Here is a 16811-nt window from a genome sequence, read left to right as displayed (position 1 = left end):
AGCGATTAACGACACAATAGAGAAGATAGAATTATAGCTATTTTAGGGGGATGCATTGTTAAAAGAGTATGTTTTTAGTAAGTTAAATAGCTTAAAATAATGTCATTACTTTCTCTATTTAAACTCTTTAGATTAGACCTCATGATGCCCATCCCCCCTTTAAGTAAAATTACCTTAGAATTTATACAAAACAAAATTGACCAAAAAACTAAACCTTTAGGGGCTCTAGGCGCATTAGAGTCCTTGGCTTTACAACTTGCATTGATTACCGAACAAAGACGTCAAAAGCACTCAGGTCTTGATGCTAGTTCATCGGATGAAAGTGCTAACCAAATTAGTATAAAAAAACCTACTATGTTAGTTTTTGCTGGCGATCACGGTATAAATGAAGAGAGTGTCAGCATTGCACCCAGTTCAGTAACTAAACAAATGGTACTCAATTTTTTACACGGTGGAGCAGCGATAAATTGTTTTTGTCAAAGTAATGATATTGCCTTAACTGTGATTGATTGCGGAATCTTACAGCCTATCGATGATGATGAACTGCCTCAATTAGACGGTGGTAAAGAGGCTGGTATTAAAGTAATTAACTTTCTTGAGCAAAGGCTTGGCGCAGGAACAAATAACTTTTCTGTCGGATCGGCTATGTCCATTACTCAGGTAGAACAGGGATTCGAACAGGCAAAACAGTTGGTTAATAGACAAGTTGAACAAGGTGTTGAGATATTATTATTAGGTGAAATGGGTATCGCTAATACCAGCTCTGCCGCTGCCTTAATGTCTGCGTTAACTTCATTTAGTGCGCAGGAATGTATTGGCCGAGGTACCGGTATTACAGATGATCAGTTAACTCATAAAATAGCCTTAATTGAAAAGGCATTACAGCGAGTTAGCTTACCCGATGATAATGTAGAGTACTTAACGGAAGACGATATTATAAGACTCTTAGCTGAGTTAGGCGGTTTTGAAATAGTACAAATGGTCTCTGCTATATTATCTGCTGCATCGGCGAGCATACCTGTTGTTATTGATGGCTTTATTGTCACTGTTGCTGCGTTAGTCGCACTGCGCTTAGATAAAAATGTTGCCAATTACCTTATTTTTTCTCATGTTTCTCAAGAGAAAGCGCATCAAGTATTACTTGAACAGCTCATGGCGGCACAAAGCTTTACCGAGACGAACTGCCAGCCATTATTGAATCTAGGACTTCGTTTAGGGGAAGGTACCGGCGCAGCACTTTCTTTACCCTTGATACAAGCATCAGCCAGTTTTTATAATAATATGGCAAGCTTTGAAAGTGCTGGAGTCACGGTGTGATTTTATCGGTAAGTAAAGATCTAAAAGAAAGAATTAAAACTCAGCTGAATTTATTTTATCTAGCGTTAAGTTTTTTTACTCGCTTACCTGTTCCCAAAACAATGCATTATTCAGAGAGCTTGTTGAATAAAGCGAACCGATATTTCTCCTTAGTGGGATTAGTTACTGGTTTATTGCTTGCATTAAGTTATGTCATTTTTAGCGAATTCTTACCCGCCAATATTTCTGTATTGTTAATGATGGCGATAAGTTTGCTGTTAACGGGGGCTTTTCATGAAGATGGTTTAGCTGATATGGCGGATGGTATAGGCGGGGGCTACACGGTAGAAAAACGACTGCTCATTATGAAAGATAGTCGTATCGGTACTTATGGCGCTGTTACCTTAGTGGTAGCTTTATTATTAAAATTCAGTTTGCTGGTAGAGCTAGCTGAACAAGATAGTAACTACTTACTTTTAGCGATTATATTAGCGGAATGTTTATCTAGAGCTATTGCTGGCAGCTTAATTTCATCTCTGCCCTATGTGACTGATATTGAGCAAAGTAAAAGTAAACCGTTGGCTCAAGCACAATCTTCATCAGAGTTAAGCCTTTTACTGTTAATCGGAATAGCACCGCTAGCTTTCTATTCAAGCGAAATAATCTTTTCATTATTTATAATATTATTGGCTTTTCGCTGGCTATTTAAGCGGTGGCTTATGGCAAGAATAGGTGGTTTTACCGGGGATTGTTTAGGTGCAGCACAACAAATTTGTGAGTTACTTATTTATCTGACACTGGTTTCCCATATCAATAATGATACTTTCGCAGAACTTACCTTTACCGAACTTACTTTTATAGGACCTTTACTTACCGGAGTTGCAGGGTGATTCATTTTGTTTTAGGCGGTGCTCGTTCAGGTAAGTCGCGATTTGCAGAGCAACAAGTACTCGCGTTAGCTGAAAGTAAGAATAAACAGGCGGTTTATATTGCGACAGCAACGGCCATTGATAGTGAGATGGATAGTCGAATAAGCCAACATCAAAATGATAGAGGAGATAGCTGGAAATTAATTGAATGCCCACTAGCTCTCGCTGAAATGCTACCCGGTCTTGATAACAATAATATCTATTTACTCGATTGCTTAACCTTATGGCTGAACAATCAACTTTATGCAGTTCATGAGTCAGGTCGCACAGATCAAGGTCAACATTTAGAAACTGAAATAGCAGTTTTAGCTAGCCAATTAGCGGCTATAAATGTTGACATAGTTATTGTCAGTAATGAGATCGGTTTAGGTGTTGTACCAATGGGTGCATCTACCCGTTTATATGTTGACCACTGTGGCTGGTTAAATCAGAAGGTTGCCGAATTAGCAGATAAAGTCACCTTAGTTACTGCTGGAATTCCGCTTTGCATAAAAAGTAATGATGCGTAATAAAAGGACCTTTCATGCTTGAAATTGATTTAATAAGACATGTTAAAGTTGACGGTAAGCCTGCATTATATGGCTGTACTGATGTTACGCCTATCGCTTCAGAAAATGCTCGTTTACTTGAGTCTTTAATTAGCCAACAACAAACAAATAAAGCCTATCAGAGTATTGTTTGCTCACCTTTAACGCGTTGCCAATTTTTAGCGAAAGAGTTTTCCCGTCGATGTGACTTACCCTTAGAAATATCACCCAATTTACAAGAGATGAACTTTGGCCGCTTTGATGGCATTGCCTTTGATGATCTTTATTTTGAAGATTGTTTTTTTGAAGGGAATTCGGTTAAAAATGAGCAACACCATAAAGTTAAAACTGAATTGCATTGGTCACAACTTGAAGCGTTTTTTCAGGCACCTGCTGAAATTGTATTACCAGGAGCAGAGGCGTTGTCAGATTTCAATCATCGAGTGGTAAAGGCTTGGCAGGATCTGATCGCAGAGCAAGTAACTATTGTTACAAAGAAAAAAGAATCGGCAATAGCTAAACGAATTTTAGTTGTTGCTCATGGCGGCGTTATTCGTATGATTTTAGCGCATATATTACAGCTCGATTGGCAAAAAGCCAGCTGGCATCAAAAATTACAGATTGGTCATGGCAGTATGTCTCGCATTATTATTAGTCAACCTTATCAATATGAACAACTACATCAACAAGTGACTAGCATTGCTATGCCATTTCTTGAGGAATTATAGAATGGCAACTAAGCCAAGTAACATTAACACTACGCAGAGCTCTTTTGAGCAAGATAAGACTGAGTGCTCTTTTGAGCCGATTAAAGCGGAGCAAGGCAAAGCACAATGTAAAACACTTATGGTACAAGGTACAACATCTGATGCGGGTAAAACTACCCTAGTTGCTGGCTTGTGTCGTGTGTTTGCTGATTTACACATTAAAGTGGCACCTTTTAAGCCGCAGAATATGGCGCTTAATAGCGCGGTTACTCCTTGTGGTGGTGAAATTGGGCGTGCACAAGCGCTACAAGCTAAAGCGGCACGTTTAGCGTTAGATGTCGATTTTAACCCTATATTACTTAAACCTAATAGCGATACTGGCGCGCAAGTTATTGTACACGGCAAGGCACTTAAGCATAAAACTTCGTCGAACATGGAAGCCAGCGAATATCAATATTATAAAAAAATTGCCATGCAAGCCGTGCTTAGCTCGCATCAACGATTAACACAGCAATATGACTTAGTGGTCGTTGAGGGCGCAGGAAGTCCCGCAGAGATAAATTTACGCGAGGGTGATATTGCTAATATGGGCTTTGCTGAAGCCGTTGATTGCCCCGTTTTAATTATTGCAGATATTGACAAAGGTGGTGTTTTTGCGCAGTTGGTGGGCACCCTAATGCTGTTGTCACAATCAGAGCAAGATAGAGTAGTGGGCTTTGTCATTAATCGCTTTCGCGGTGATATTAAATTACTTGAATCAGGGCTAACATGGTTAGAGGAAAGAACAAATAAACCCGTGTTAGGTGTTTTGCCGTATTTGCATGGTTTAGATATTTCCTCAGAAGATGCTTTAGTAACCAAACAAGCGGCCGTTGAAGGCAGTTCGACTTCAGAAAAAGTACGCATTGTTGTCTTAGTTTATCCGCACATGAGTAATCATACTGACTTTGATGCCTTACGCCATCATGAAGATATTGATTGCCAGTTCCTTTTTGCTAAGGGATCGAAGGACGAAAGTAACCCTGAAAAAATAGCTATTCCGCCTTGTGACCTCATTATTCTACCAGGCAGTAAAAATGTCCGTAGTGATCTCGATTTTTTACGTAAACGAGGTTGGCATGATGATATTGCTAAACACTTACGCTATCAAGGTAAGGTGATAGGCATCTGCGGTGGTTATCAAATGTTAGGAGAACTGATTGATGACCCTGAAGGATTAGAAGGGCAATCAGGAATGAGTAGAGGGCTTGGTTACTTTGCTATGAAAACAGTGTTAAAGGCTGACAAAACCTTAACAAATGTTTCAGGTATTTTGCAGCTTGCAGGAAAAACAGCTGAAATTAAGGGCTATGAAATTCATGCTGGGCAGAGCACTCTGACGGTTAAGGACACGGATAAAGAAACAAAATCCACTCACTTACTTAATATTCAAGGTGAGGGGCAGGGGGTGTTAAGTGGTGATGGACAAATAACCGGTTGTTATCTACATGGATTATTTGATCAACCCGAAGCATTACAACTCTTTATGTCGTGGCTTGGACATGACGTAAGCAAAGCGCCGAGTGTTGAAGCGCTTGAAGAGCAAGCGATTGAACGTGTGAGTACCGCCTGTCAAACACACTTAGATATGGTTAAAATAAAAAAAATAGTTACCCAATGGTACAATTAACCACACAATATAGATGGGTATTATTTGTTGTAGTGATCTAAATCAATTCTTAGTTATTTTTACTTGTTAAAATGCTTCTATTGGTAATGTTGCCAGCTAATCGGGTAACTAATAAAGTAGCTAAGGAGTGACTTTAATGACGAATTTACAAAAAAACATTCAAATAAATAATGACAATACAAAGGGTAAGCCAATAGTTTATTCTTGCTCTGGTTGCTCAAACCTCGCACAAATGGCGCATAATATTTCATTAACCCTCGATGGTGATGGTATTGCTGATATGTCTTGTATCTCAGGCGTAGTTGGTAATGTTAAACCAATAATGGAGCTAGCCAAGTCAGGGCGAACTATTATTGCCATTGATGGTTGTGAATTAGGCTGTACTAAAGCTTGCTTGGATAAAAGCGGTATCAAAACGGATCATTATTTTAAAATTAGCGATTTAGGGTTTGATAAACGCGATAAGTGGAATGATTCTCTTACCGAGAATACCGTTGCGATGAAAAGTATCTACGCTGATTTGATAAAGGCCGGTATTGGTTTTACTCAATAAAGGCAAATGTAAAGGTAAAGCCTTTGCTAAGAAGCGACTCTACTAAAGAGTACTTTGTTAATGAGCCTAGATAATAGGTGATAATTACAAAAAAGCTGCCAATGTTAATTGAGCAGCTTTTTTTGTATCTGGTAACTCTACAATATTACGCTGAACGCTTATTTAAGCGTCTTTGTCTAAGAAAGGTGCGTATTGATTGTTCTTTCCAAGTACAGCTTGGCTGCCTTTAAGAGAAAACTTATAACCGCATAATGAGAAGTTGCCACGAAAAGCCAGTGCTTGTATTAATTCACCACTATCAAGAGGAGAAAAACTAGCAAAATATTCACTACCATTTTCAACCACAACAGCCAAAGGGCGAATAGCTGAACCTTTATTAAAGCTTATGCTTTGACAGCTTTTATCACCACTGGCAGATACTTGCGACCAGAGTTCGCCATTCGAAACTTGATCTGCCTGCCAATGAATAATAATGCCTCGATACTCTGATAAGTATAAATTGAAATTATCAGGCATGGCTAATAAATGTTCTTTATTGGCAAGAGTAGTAGTCACGAGATTATTAGACAAAACCTGCGGCTCACTCAACTCAGTATTATGGATATCGGTACTTTCCTGGTTGATAGCGTTAAAGGCACTATTGATAAATACCGCGATAAAAACAAATGATATACCCACGATAATACCAAGCTGTAATTTACGGTTACTTAGGAACTTTAAGCGAATAAGTTCGCCAATATCAGTTTGTTTACTGCTAGTTTCAAATTCTGATTGCTTATCGAAAGTGGTACTTTGCGCTTCTACTGCTTCATTAATATAAAATTGCTCGTTAGTCCCATGAGTAACTAATGTAGGTTCAATGCGTTGGTTATGAGATTTCATCACCACAGGACCTTTTATATAAAGACTTAGGTCAATAGGACCGTAATAGCCTAATATATGATTTTTTTGATTCTTACTTGGATAAGTGAGTAAAAGCGCGATACTTAAGGTCGGTAATATTAATAAATAATAGCTGCTACTGTTTTCAATAAATAAGCTCAGTACACCGGTAAGTAAAAGTAAACCACCGGGCACTAACTGCCAGTTTTTATTCAGTTTAGCGTCATGTAAACGGCGCTTGGTGCTACAGGTGAGTACTGCGGTCAATAGTAATAAGATAACAAAGCTTACCGCCCAATAGCCGGAAAAAATTGCAGAGAAAAAGATAAAACCCAACAGAGAAATTATTGCAGTGGCAAAAAATCGACTACGGTCATCAAACCCTTTTAGACAAAAAACTGCTTGTAAAAATGGCACAAAAGCTCCAATAAATAGATTGAACTAGGTAATTGTTTTTATTAACTTAACACCTAATTGATGGTACATAAAACTTCCCAATAACCATAGTGATGGGTTTAATTATACAGGTCAGTACTAATTTACACGGTAAGCGGGTAATTCGACTTGCTCTAGCTTTAAGCCAAAAAGCGTGAGGGAGCCTTGGTTATTTGACTCACCGTCACCGCTAAAATCAAAATCAAAAGTACTATAAATGCACAAACCATGTTTCTTGGTAAATTTCACTCTACTTGAGCGCCTAGCCAATGAAATAAACTGTAAACCACCGTCTTTACAGTAACGATTCACATGACATTTAGCGGCTTCAGATACTTGTCTTAAGTAAACAAAATACCAGCAAAATAAAAAAAAGAATAATAAATAATAAATGTTTTCCATAAATGGTAATTCCTACGTTTGACTAAATAATTGCCCTATAGCTTGTGCTAGTTTTACAGAGCGATTCTCACTGCGTATACATCCAAAGGCGATGGGTCTTATTAATGGAATAGTTACCAAATCTTTAAAAATACTGGAAAACAGCGTTAAGTCATTATTACTGAGTAAGTGTTCAAAATAACTCATGAGAATTTTTTCATCAGCTAATGCTTGCCAGCATCGACTAGATAAAGTAATAAGTAATTCGTTATTTACGTGAGGGTTACTCAACAGTTTTTCAACCATGTTTTTAACATTAATATGGTGACTACTGGCTGCGAGTGCTCGTAATAACTGTGCTTTTTTTGCATTGGTTGGGGTGTTTTCCAGTGTTGTTGTAAACAAACTTACCAGTGCATCAACTAACGCTACAGGATATTGTTCATTTTCTAAAGCGCTACAAACAGGCGACAAGACTTCATCAGGTAAATTAGGTAGTGCCTTGAGAAGCAACTCACTGTGGTTATCATGCTTTATTCGAGCAATAAAATCTGTAATGCCCTGCACGCCAACACTTTGCCAGTTACTCCAATCTGAAGTATTGCTAAGGTATTGCTTAAAAGGTGAAAAATATTCACTAGGTGGTTGCTTTAAATCGACTTTTATTTTGCTGTTTAAGCTAGCAAGTTTATATTGAGCGGGCGTAAATAGATATGGGTTACTGCTCAGTAACTCTTCTTGTTTTTTGGAGGTTTCTTGGGTTAAGTCAGCACCTAGGGCTTCGACAATAATAGCGATAAAATGATTTCTTGCCCCTTGGTTTAATAAGCCGCGCTCATCAAGGGGTAATTTTAATAGCCATAAGTAAGGCTGTGATGATTTTTTCTGCCAAAAGGCTATTGCAATACAAGCACAACCTTGAGCCGGGGTAGGGTAAGGTAACTGATTTAATTCAACCTTTTCAAACTGTTCTTTAGGTAACTTACTGACAAGTCGACCAATATCATAAAGGCGATATTGTGAGTCTGAAAGTTTAAGTAATTCTGATAGGGTTGCTATGTTTGTTGCTGGTGCTGTGTCAGTCATAAAGCCAAAATTATTGTCGCTTGTTATAGCAAGTTATTATAAGGATAATGACGCCATTAACATAGTAAAACTATGTAGCTAAAATAATTGACCTAAAGTAATACCTATTTCATTAAATTATTGTCACTTGTGCGGATTAAAATTCTCCAAGTCAGCATTGCTCTCAATCTCAATAGCCCGCTATTACTCAATCGAGCGCTATGTCCTAATTTATTTTCCGGTGCACAACCAGATAAAAGCGTAATGTAATGGGTATAATCACCTTAAAGAACCGAGCTTAAGTAATTACAAATGATAAAAACAAAAGATATTGAACCTATCACTGCCTTGCTTGATACGTTAGCCGGTGAGCTGAAATCACTTAATCTCTGGCAAACGAGTCAGCCGAGTATTGTTGAGCTTTCAAGTAGCGCACCTTTTTGCTGTGATACCTTAACATTTGAGCAATGGCTACAATTTATATTTATTCCCAAGATAACGACGATGATAAATCAACAACAAACGTTACCTACAAATATATCAATAACACCCATGGCTGAGGAGGCTTTTAAGCACTTATCAGTTAATGCGAAACCTTTATTTGATGTTATCCAAAAAATAGATAAAACCTTAACTGAACAAGGTAAGTAACCGATGAATGATATGAATAGCTCTATGGTGGATATGGCACTTGTTGGGGATATTGAACCGGAAAAACCGGTACTCACTATCCTCTATCAAGATGAGTTTATGGTAGCGGTTGATAAACCTGCTGGCTTATTTGTACATCGAAGTTATATGGATAAAGATGAAATTTATTTTGCTTTGCAGCTAGTACGTGATCAAGTGGGGCAATATGTTTATCCCGTTCATCGTTTAGACCGACCGACTTCAGGGGTACTGATTTTTGCCTTAACAAAAGAGGTTGCCACTAAGTTAAATGAGGCTTTTGCCAATAAGAGTAGTCAAGCAGCGCCTAAGTCAGAGCTGAATTCGGAGGTAAGCTCAGAGTTAGAGGCAGAGTCTGAACATAGGGTAGTTCAGCAAGATAATACCGGAGAACTGGACACTAATAAAAGTACTGATACCTGTGATTTAGCCATGGTGAAAACCTATTACGCTTTAGTACGTGGTCATTTAGCCGTACCGACAGACTTAATTGATCATGCTTTGAAAGAAAAGCTAGATAAGCTGGGAGATAAAAATGTTAGCCGTGACAAACCAGCACAATCTGCTCAAAGTTATTATCAAGTGAAAAAGCAAGCGAGTTTGCCAATAAAAGTCGGCAAGTTCGATAGTGTGCGATATTCTTTAGTGGAAGTGCGTCCTATCACTGGCAGGCGTCATCAAATTCGCCGTCATCTGGCACATTTACGTCATCCAATTTTAGGAGATATCAATTATGGTGATAACAAACAAAACCCATTTTTTATTGAACACTTTGGCTTTAAACGGTTAATGCTACATGCTAAGTCATTGGAGTTTAATCATCCTGTTAGCAATGAAAGGATTAAAATATCAGCGCCTTTTGACGGGCAATGGCAACAGGTTTTTACTGCATTTGAATGGCCACTATTCTAAGGCGGTTATCTAGTGAATACTTTTAGTACTATCTAAATAAAAAGATAGTTTTTATTCGGTGTGATTATTTCAGGTAAGGGAATATCCCAACTCTCTACTGGAACCTGTGCTACGCGTTGGCAATCATGAGCCAAACCAAGAGGATAAAGCTTAGTTTGCTGCCAGTGAACTAGGCTTCGGTCATAAAAACCACCACCCATGCCTAACCTTGCGCCCGTTTCATCAAACGCTACCAGTGGCGTACAAATAATATCAAGCTGCGCTAAAGGGGAAACCTTAGTGACATCTAATAGTGGCTCTAAAATACCATAAATATTACTAATTAGTTTGGTCTCTGGTCGGTAATGTAAGAAGAGTAAATTACCAGGGCTGAATGGATGTACTACCGGTAAGTAAACTTCTTTATTATTCAGCCAACACCAGTCAATAAAGTCCTTAGTCGACAGTTCGCCATCATTACTTAAGTAGATGGCAATACGTTTTGCTTGTTGGATTTTATTATGAGTAGACAATCTTTCAGTTAAAGCAATCGATGCATTATGCTGCTGTGTTACTGATAGTGCGTTACGGCGTTGTCTGACTTCTTTTCGTAATTGTGAACGTATATTCATTATAATTATCTTATGTCATCTTATCGTTGGCGCGTACTGTTTATTAAGCATAAAAAAAGCTGGACGATTGCTCGTCCAGCTTAATACTATTCTTGTAACTTGTACGAATTAGCTACGTGTTTCAGTAATACCTTCATGAGTACCTGTCACAGAAATTTCTTCTTCAATTTTAGCTTCTAAATCATGGCTGCTATCACCTTCAGCGCCATGCATCCATTCAACTAATTTACCAGCTGAAAGATAGATGATAAAACCGGTAATTAAAGCGCCAATACCAACACCCATAAAGATGTTTGCGGCATTATTGACCATCTCTTCACCTTCACCAACAAATGAGCCAATAAATGCAGCTAACCAGTTTGATAAAGCGGTAAAGAAGAACCAAATACCCATTAATAATGAGGTAAATTTAAGCGGTGCTAGTTTAGTTACCATAGACAAACCAATTGGTGATAAACATAATTCACCCAATGTGTGGAATAAGTAAGCAAAAACTAGGAACAACATACTTACTTTCACCGCGACATCGCCGCCTTGAACCATAGTAGCCCATAACATCACAAAGAAACCTAATGCTAAAAACAACATCGCCAGTGCGAATTTCTTCGGTGAGGTTGGTTCATTTGAACCCATCTTAACCCAAGTAGAGGCAACAAAAGGTGCTAATAAAATAATGAACATCGCATTCAATGATTGAAATGATGAAGCGGCAATTTCAAAACCAAAGAGAGTACGATCAGTGAAGTCAGAGGCATAAATAGTAAATAAACCACCCGCTTGTTCAAAACCAGCCCAGAAAATAACCGAGAACATGCTCATAATTAAAATAACTTTCATGCGGTCCATATCTTGGGGCGTTAACGGTGCATCTGCTTTTTGTTCGCCTTTTGTACGTTTAGCTGATGGCTCGACACCAATATCACCTAAATATTTATTCGCTAAAGTCAGTTGTAAGGTTAAACCAATTAACATACCACAGCCGGCTAAGATAAAGCCGTAATGCCAGTTAACAGTTTCGCCAAGTACACCTACAGTAATAGGAGCTAAGAAAGCACCTAAATTAATACCCATGTAGAAAATAGTAAAAGCGCCGTCACGTCTGTGATCGCCATCTTCATAAAGCTCGCCCACTAAACTTGAAACATTGGCTTTAAATAAACCGTTACCAATAATAATAAGTGCTAAACCGAGATAAAATACCGTTTCTTCCATGCCGACAATCATCGACTTAGGGATACCTAAGGTAAAATAACCCAAGGAAAAAATCATTCCGCCCCATATGATAGCTTTACGTTGACCGATATAGTTATCAGCTAACCAACCACCGATGACCGGTGTTAAATATACAGCCATAGTGAAGAAACCATAGAGTCTTAATGCTTCTTGGTTAGTCCAGCCAAAACCGCCGTCTTGTGTTGAGGCAATTAGATACAATACCAATAAGGCCCGCATACCGTAATAACCGAAACGCTCCCACATTTCAGTACCAAATAAAAGGAACAGTCCTTTAGGGTGGCCAAACAGCGTACCCGCATTAGGTTGAGTCATATAATAATCCTAGATTTTATTTTTTATAATCGTTAGCGTTAGTTTTTTACTGTAACATTTTAAGTTAATGTTTTTTAGTAAAGGGGTGTTATACCTGCGTGAACAAATAAAGGCAAGCTTTGCTACAAATCAATGGTTACCGTGCTTTGGAGGTTGTAGAGAAATGTTTCCTAGCACTTACTAAGTGCTAGGGCAATAATATGGAGTGACAAGGTTAGTTAACATATTGTTTGCATCACCTTATACTGGTAAACTTCGTCGTCACTAATTTTAGTGATTAAACTTGGTGTTCTTAGGACTCGGAGTTAGGAATGAGGTTATGATATTTTTCATGGATAGGTATGAACCTTGTTTTAAATGTATTACCGCACAGGCTTTATAGGAATTTTGCGACAATGATAAGCGCCATAAAAAATTTTATGAATAATCACAATGTTAATTTGTTAAGTCCATTTGTTGGCGCTTTGCTAATATTGACTTTTTCTCTTGCCAGTTTGCCAATGAAAGTCTTAGCCAATGGTGAGATAAGTCAACAGCAATTAGAGCAATTTAAAAAATTGCCACCATCACAACAAGAAGCGCTTGCTAAAAGCATGGGCGTTGATCTAAATAGCATAAAAGGGCAGTTATCTAATAACGGCTCTAGCGAAGAAAAAACGAACACTGAAGTTTTTCCTCGTGGTACTCAATTTGATGCGCAAGGTAACCCTATTCTAGATGAAGAAGAACTAGAAGAGCTTGAAAAAAGTGATGAATTAAAAGCTTTTGGTTATGATGTTTTTGCTAACTCCCCACAAACCTTTGCCCCGACCATGGATATAGCCATTCCTGCCGATTATATCATTGGCCCAGGCGATAACGTTTCTATTCAAATATTTGGCAAAGAAACAGATGAACTGGAGCTCGCAGTGAACCGCGAGGGACAAATAATTTTCCCATCTCATGGTCCTTTTACCGTTTCAGGTTTGTCATTCAACGAAATGAAGCGCTTGTTAACCGCACGCATTAAAGAAAAAGTCATTGGTGTTGATGTGGTTGTAGGCATGGCTTCTCTTCGCTCTATGCGGATTTTTGTTTTAGGCGATGCTTTTAAACCAGGTCCTTATACTTTAAGTTCATTATCAAGTATTACCCATGCCATTTTTGCTGCTGGTGGTATTAGTGATATCGGTAGTTTACGTAATATCCAGCTTAAACGTGCCGGTAAGCTAGTTACTACCTTAGATTTATATGACCTGTTGATTAGCGGCGATTCAAGTAGCGATGTGTTATTACAATCGGGCGATGTGGTTTTTATTGCGCCTAAAGGTAATACTATCAGCGTTGAAGGTGAAGTTAGACGCCCAGCTATTTATGAATTAAATGACGATTGTAATTTTAAAGATATTTTGACAATGGCTGGCGGTCTATTACCAACAGCCTTTGCAAAAACAACCCGTGTTGAGCGTTATAATCAAGACGCCTTACGCACAGTAGTAAACATAGATTTAACTAAAAGCCGTGATTTAGCTAAAAAAGCGCAAGCAGGTGATGCCGTTCATGTTATGAAGGCCGCTGAAATGTTTGAGCATTCGATCACCGTTATCGGCGCAGTAACTCGCCCTGGAAAATATCAATGGCAAACAGGCCAACGTATTACCGATATTTTCCCTAATATCGACTCTCATTTATTACACTCGGCCGATCTTAATTACTCCATTGTGGTGCGTGAAATAGATATTGCCCGTAATATTGAAATACTTCAATTTGATTTATCTAAAGCTATTTCTGCACCTAATTCAAAAGATAACATTATTTTAGCAGGCAACGATAAGATTTTAGTTTTTGCTAATATTGTCAAATTAGTCGACAGTAAAATTGATTTAGACGCTCTGGCATTCACTCAAGATAATCTTTCTAAAAAAGAACAAGAACTAGCTAAAGATAAATATAAACAAAAGCAGTTTTGGCTAAAGTATGGTGATGAAGAGCATCTTGCTCAATTTGATAGCGAACAAGCTGCTGAGGCTAAATTGATTGAAAAATCCATTGCCCAATTTAGTGGTGGCGAGCTAGAAGAAGAGCTTGACCTTAAAGAGCTTACCATTTTCTCTCGCCAACGCTTGTTAATGCCAATTATTGAAAAATTAAAGCGTCAAGGTAAGTCAGGCCAACCTATCCAGTTAATTGAAGCGGATGGAGAAGTGAAATTCCCTGGGGTTTACCCATTAGCTAAAGGTGCCCGTGTTGCTGACCTTATTGCTGCTGCAGGTGGCTTAACAGAATCTGCCTATGTTGTGCGTGCTGAAGTAACTCGTAATCAAATTGTTAACCACATGGCACAACAAACTTCTGTTGCAGTAAGTTTAAGTGCCGCGCTTGCGGGTGATGAAAATGATAATGTTTTATTAAGCTCGAAAGATCGATTGAACATCCATCAGATTCCGGCATGGAGCCAAAATAATGTCGTTGAACTTAGAGGTGAATTTGTCTTTCCTGGAAAATACACCGTTCGTCGTGGTGAAAGCCTAGCTGATTTAATTGCTAAAGCGGGTGGTTTTACCCAATTTGCTCATCAAGAAGGTTCCGTTTTTACCCGTGTACAATTACGTGAACTTGAACAACAGAACTTATTGAAATTGACCGCTGATTTACGTATAGAAATGGCGTCTAAATCGATGACAGACCAAAATTACTCGCAATCCTATGCTGAAGTACAGCAAATGCTAGCGGATATGGCGAATGTCCAGCCAGTCGGACGTTTAGTGGTTGATTTACCTAAGGTCATTAGTAATACACATTATGATGTTTTACTTGAAGGTGGTGATGTACTTTACGTACCTACCATGAAAAACTCTATTAACGTTGTTGGTCAGGTACAAGTGACGTCATCACATATTTACGACATTAACTTGTCAGCTGAAGATTACCTAGCGCAAAGTGGTGGTAGTAAAAAACGTGCAGATGTAGAAAGGGTTTATATTATCTCTGCCAATGGCAGCATTAAGATGATGGCCAGTGGTAATTGGTTTACCAGTGATGCCGGAGATAACTTAAAACCAGGTGATACTATCGTTGTACCACTCGATGCTGAATACATGAACAACTTAGCATTATGGAGTAGTGTAACGGGCATTATCTATAACTCAGCCGTAGCAATAGCCGCTATCAGCGGTATCTAGTAAACGTAATTCATGAGGTAATGACAGACTTTTGTTGTTACCTCGACCAATTAATAGAATTTATTAGTAAGACAATAAATCATAAACAAAATAAATGGACCTAGTATGTTGAACTCATTAGAAAATGTGAAACTAGGCATTATCGGCTTAGGTTATGTTGGTTTACCTTTAGCGGTAGAGTTTGGTAAAAAATACCCAACGTTGGGCTTTGATATTAACACCAAACGAGTTGGAGAATTAAAACAAGGCCATGATTTCACTTTAGAAGTATCAAGTGAAGAATTAGCTGACTCTGAGTTTATTTCATATTCAGCAGAGGTTGATGATTTAAAAAACTGTAATGTTTATATTGTTACTGTGCCAACGCCTATAGATAACAATAAGCAACCTGATTTATCACCATTAATCAAAGCGAGTGCCATGCTTGCCAAGGTGATTAATAAAGACGATATCATTATTTACGAATCAACAGTATATCCAGGAGCCACCGAAGAGGTTTGTTTGCCGGAAGTCGAGCGTCACTCAGGTCTCGTGTTTAATAAAGATTTTTATGCAGGTTATAGCCCTGAACGTATCAATCCGGGTGATAAAGAGCGTCGAGTAACTAATATTTTAAAAGTTACTTCTGGTTCAACGCCTGAAATTGCTGATTTTGTGGATAACCTTTATAAATCAATTATTACCGCAGGAACTTATCAAGCGTCAAGCATGCAAGTGGCTGAAGCGGCAAAAGTGATTGAAAATACTCAACGAGATTTAAACATTGCTTTAATCAATGAACTGGCGGTGATTTTTAATAAACTAAATATCGATACAGAAGAAGTATTGAAAGCCGCAGGAACTAAGTGGAATTTCCTACCGTTTAGACCAGGTCTTGTCGGTGGTCACTGTATTAGTGTTGATCCTTATTATTTAACGCACAAAGCACAAGCTATTGGTTATAACCCTGAAGTGATTCTTGCAGGTCGTCGTATTAATGACTCTATGGGAGAATATGTGGTTTCACAATTAGTGAAAACCATGCTTAAAAGAAAGTTACCTGTTAATGGTGCTAATGTACTTGTTATGGGGTTAACTTTTAAAGAAAATTGTCCAGATGTTCGTAATACTGGAATTATAGATATTTTAGCTGAATTAGCTGAATTTGATATTAATGTTGATGTTTATGACCCTTGGGTAAACCCAGAGGAAGCTAAGCATGAATATGACGTAGATTTAATTTCAGCCCCTAAGCCAGGTCATTACGACGCGGTAATTTTTGCGGTAGCGCATAATGACTTTAAAGCACTATCTGCTGCTGAGATTAAAGCAATGATGAAAAGTGAACATGTCATTTATGATCTAAAGTATATGCTTGATGCTGAGTTAGCTGATATTCGCCTATAATCTACTTTAAGCGGTATTCATACCATAAAACCCTTGTGTGATCCGTCAGATAAGGGTTTCCTTTTAAATGAAAATTTAAT

Annotated in this window: 15 protein-coding genes; 10 read left to right on the top strand and 5 right to left on the bottom strand. The window is 38.2% G+C overall.

Going from position 1 to position 16811, the window contains the following annotated elements; genetic code table 11:
- The first annotated feature begins 141 nt into the window (after positions 1 to 141).
- The 6 genes from cobT (at position 142) to CXF85_RS03500 (ending at position 5681) form a co-directional block, all read left to right on the top strand.
- Positions 142 to 1317, top strand: a complete 1176-nt coding sequence (gene cobT / locus CXF85_RS03525) for a nicotinate-nucleotide--dimethylbenzimidazole phosphoribosyltransferase (RefSeq protein ID WP_101227337.1) — start codon at positions 142 to 144, stop codon at positions 1315 to 1317.
- Positions 1314 to 2186, top strand: a complete 873-nt coding sequence (locus tag CXF85_RS03520) for an adenosylcobinamide-GDP ribazoletransferase (protein WP_101227125.1) — start codon at positions 1314 to 1316, stop codon at positions 2184 to 2186. The genes cobT and CXF85_RS03520 overlap by 4 nt, the downstream gene beginning before the upstream one ends.
- Entirely contained in the window at positions 2183 to 2734 is a 552-nt protein-coding gene (cobU, locus tag CXF85_RS03515; protein WP_101227124.1) for a bifunctional adenosylcobinamide kinase/adenosylcobinamide-phosphate guanylyltransferase, read from the top strand. Before CXF85_RS03520 ends, cobU begins: the two co-directional genes overlap by 4 nt.
- A gap of 14 nt (positions 2735 to 2748) precedes the next feature.
- On the top strand, positions 2749 to 3480 hold the full coding sequence (locus CXF85_RS03510; protein ID WP_101227123.1) for a histidine phosphatase family protein: 732 nt from the start codon (positions 2749 to 2751) through the stop codon (positions 3478 to 3480).
- Positions 3481 to 3598: 118 nt separating this feature from the next.
- The gene (locus CXF85_RS03505) at positions 3599 to 5128 is read left to right on the top strand and encodes a cobyric acid synthase (protein ID WP_232771074.1); all 1530 of its coding nucleotides are present in this window, start codon (positions 3599 to 3601) and stop codon (positions 5126 to 5128) included.
- A 136-nt stretch (positions 5129 to 5264) separates the two neighbouring features.
- Positions 5265 to 5681, top strand: coding sequence for a putative zinc-binding protein (locus tag CXF85_RS03500; protein ID WP_101227121.1), 417 nt, complete (start codon positions 5265 to 5267; stop codon positions 5679 to 5681).
- Positions 5682 to 5843: 162 nt separating this feature from the next.
- Here CXF85_RS03500 and CXF85_RS03495 read toward each other — a convergent pair whose 3' ends face one another.
- The 3 genes from CXF85_RS03495 to CXF85_RS03485 all read right to left on the bottom strand — a co-directional run bounded on the left by CXF85_RS03495 (position 5844) and on the right by CXF85_RS03485 (position 8465).
- Positions 5844 to 6980 carry a hypothetical protein gene (locus tag CXF85_RS03495; RefSeq protein WP_101227120.1) on the bottom strand — a complete coding sequence of 379 codons (1137 nt, stop codon included), beginning with the start codon at positions 6978 to 6980 and terminating at the stop codon, positions 5844 to 5846.
- A gap of 117 nt (positions 6981 to 7097) precedes the next feature.
- Entirely contained in the window at positions 7098 to 7400 is a 303-nt protein-coding gene (locus CXF85_RS03490) for a DUF3301 domain-containing protein (RefSeq protein WP_101227119.1), read from the bottom strand.
- 12 nt (positions 7401 to 7412) lie between these two features.
- On the bottom strand, positions 7413 to 8465 hold the full coding sequence (locus CXF85_RS03485; RefSeq protein ID WP_101227118.1) for a DUF3549 family protein: 1053 nt from the start codon (positions 8463 to 8465) through the stop codon (positions 7413 to 7415).
- 291 nt (positions 8466 to 8756) lie between these two features.
- Here CXF85_RS03485 and CXF85_RS03480 point away from each other — a divergent pair, with 291 nt between their 5' ends.
- Positions 8757 to 9095, top strand: coding sequence for a YqcC family protein (locus CXF85_RS03480; RefSeq protein ID WP_101227117.1), 339 nt, complete (start codon positions 8757 to 8759; stop codon positions 9093 to 9095).
- Between the two features lie 12 nt (positions 9096 to 9107).
- A complete protein-coding gene (locus CXF85_RS03475) occupies positions 9108 to 10025 on the top strand; it encodes a tRNA pseudouridine(65) synthase TruC (RefSeq protein WP_101227336.1) in 918 nt (305 codons plus the stop codon).
- 32 nt (positions 10026 to 10057) lie between these two features.
- On the opposite strand, the gene CXF85_RS03470 is transcribed toward CXF85_RS03475, so the two are convergent.
- Both CXF85_RS03470 and CXF85_RS03465 read right to left on the bottom strand, forming a co-directional pair.
- Positions 10058 to 10636, bottom strand: coding sequence for a 5-formyltetrahydrofolate cyclo-ligase (locus CXF85_RS03470; RefSeq protein WP_101227116.1), 579 nt, complete (start codon positions 10634 to 10636; stop codon positions 10058 to 10060).
- A 108-nt stretch (positions 10637 to 10744) separates the two neighbouring features.
- Positions 10745 to 12184, bottom strand: a complete 1440-nt coding sequence (locus CXF85_RS03465) for a peptide MFS transporter (protein ID WP_101227115.1) — start codon at positions 12182 to 12184, stop codon at positions 10745 to 10747.
- 419 nt (positions 12185 to 12603) lie between these two features.
- Here CXF85_RS03465 and CXF85_RS03460 point away from each other — a divergent pair, with 419 nt between their 5' ends.
- Both CXF85_RS03460 and tviB read left to right on the top strand, forming a co-directional pair.
- Positions 12604 to 15345: an SLBB domain-containing protein gene (locus tag CXF85_RS03460; RefSeq protein ID WP_232771058.1), complete on the top strand. Its 2742-nt coding sequence runs from the start codon at positions 12604 to 12606 to the stop codon at positions 15343 to 15345.
- 105 nt (positions 15346 to 15450) lie between these two features.
- Positions 15451 to 16731: a Vi polysaccharide biosynthesis UDP-N-acetylglucosamine C-6 dehydrogenase TviB gene (gene tviB / locus CXF85_RS03455; protein WP_101227113.1), complete on the top strand. Its 1281-nt coding sequence runs from the start codon at positions 15451 to 15453 to the stop codon at positions 16729 to 16731.
- The last annotated feature ends 80 nt before the right edge of the window (positions 16732 to 16811 follow it).

Origin of the sequence: Colwellia sp. 75C3, assembly GCF_002836255.1 — a bacterium.
GTDB lineage: Bacteria > Pseudomonadota > Gammaproteobacteria > Enterobacterales > Alteromonadaceae > Colwellia.
This window is presented reverse-complemented; position numbering and strand designations above follow the sequence as displayed.